Source organism: Vibrio sp. YT-18 (assembly GCF_033337345.1).
Taxonomy (GTDB): Bacteria; Pseudomonadota; Gammaproteobacteria; order Enterobacterales; family Vibrionaceae; genus Vibrio; species Vibrio alginolyticus.
In genome coordinates this window covers 1-1,357 of the sequence record NZ_JAWOQO010000117.1, presented here as the reverse complement: position 1 = coordinate 1,357, position 1,357 = coordinate 1, and the positions used below count along the sequence as shown (strand labels likewise).

Sequence of the window (1,357 nt, the reverse complement as noted above, 5' to 3'; positions counted from 1 at the left end):
TCACCGAATCTGCGCCAGAAGAGTTAAGTGTGTGGATGGTGAGTCGTAAAGCTCCGCCACTCCCATTCTTACCTGAAAGCGTTCACGGTAAAGAGGTTGTCGTACTGGCGATATGTTATGCAGGCGACCCATCCGAGGGTGAAAAGCTTATTGCTCCACTCAGAGATTTTGGTGACGCACATGGTGAGCATGTTGGCGTACAACCATTTGCTGCATGGCAACAAGCGTTTGATCCCTTGCTTACTCCGGGCGCACGTAACTATTGGAAATCGCATAACTTTAACTCGCTAAGCGAAGGTGTCATTGATGCGGCGATAGAATACGCAGGGAAGTTGCCATCGCCTCAATGCGAGATTTTTATCGCCTCTCTTGGCTGCGCTGCCTCTAGACCTGATCCCGAGTCTATGGCTTATTCTAGCCGTGACGCTAATTACGTATTAAATGTGCACGGAAGATGGGACTCCGCAGAAGATGACCAAGCTTGTATCGCGTGGGCGAGAGACTTTTTTGCCAAAACCAAACCGTATGCCAGTGGCGGTGCGTATATCAACTTCCTTACACAAGACGAAGCTGAACGTACAGAGTCTGCCTATGGCCCAACCTTTGCGCGCTTACAACAAATCAAGAAGAAATACGACCCAACCAATCTGTTCAGAATGAATCAGAACATCAAGCCAGAGTGAGTGACTCGATATTCTGTTCTTCGTTATGTTGTATCTGTTTGGTAACTCAAGAATACGTAGCCACGGTCAAAGCTACGTATTCTTGTCCGGCATTCAATTCTGAACTATTTCATAATTTTCTGGGGGTTATCGATATATGCAAGGTTAGATAAGTGCCAGCAAGTAAGCTGGCTTTTTTGATCAACAAATTCTGTAAAAACCACACTCATCAAACCAGTCATATTCTCTATCTCGCTGTTCGTTTCTTATACAAAAAGTTAACAAATTAAATTTTTATACATTTTTATTGCATAAAAACTCCTTGTTGGTAAGATGAATGCCAAGTGACAATTAATGCGGTATTGCAGCATGAGTATTCAGGTAAGCGGAATCAATAAATCCTACGGTGACACACAGGTTCTTCACGATGTGAGTTTCAATTGTGAAAACGGTGAAACGCTAGTGTTACTGGGCCCAAGCGGCGCGGGGAAGAGTTCTTTATTACGTGTTCTAAACCTTTTAGAAGGGGCGGATAACGGCAAGTTAAACATCGCTAATGACGTCTTCGATTTCTCGGCTGAAATCAAAGAAAAGCAAGGTTTAGCGCTTCGCCGTAAAGTGGGCATGGTATTTCAGCAGTACACCTTGTGGCCACACATGACGGTAATGGAGAACTTGATTGAAGCGCCTATTAA

At 44.4% G+C, this 1,357-nt stretch carries 2 protein-coding genes; both read left to right on the top strand.

The features are described from left to right. Positions 1-683, top strand: a 683-nt coding sequence (locus tag R7M72_RS24780; protein WP_318056423.1) for an FAD-dependent oxidoreductase, incomplete at its 5' end; no start/stop codon positions are given. Between the two features lie 348 nt (positions 684-1,031). Further along, the coding region (locus tag R7M72_RS24775; RefSeq protein ID WP_318056422.1) for an ATP-binding cassette domain-containing protein at positions 1,032-1,357 on the top strand (326 nt) is incomplete at its 3' end.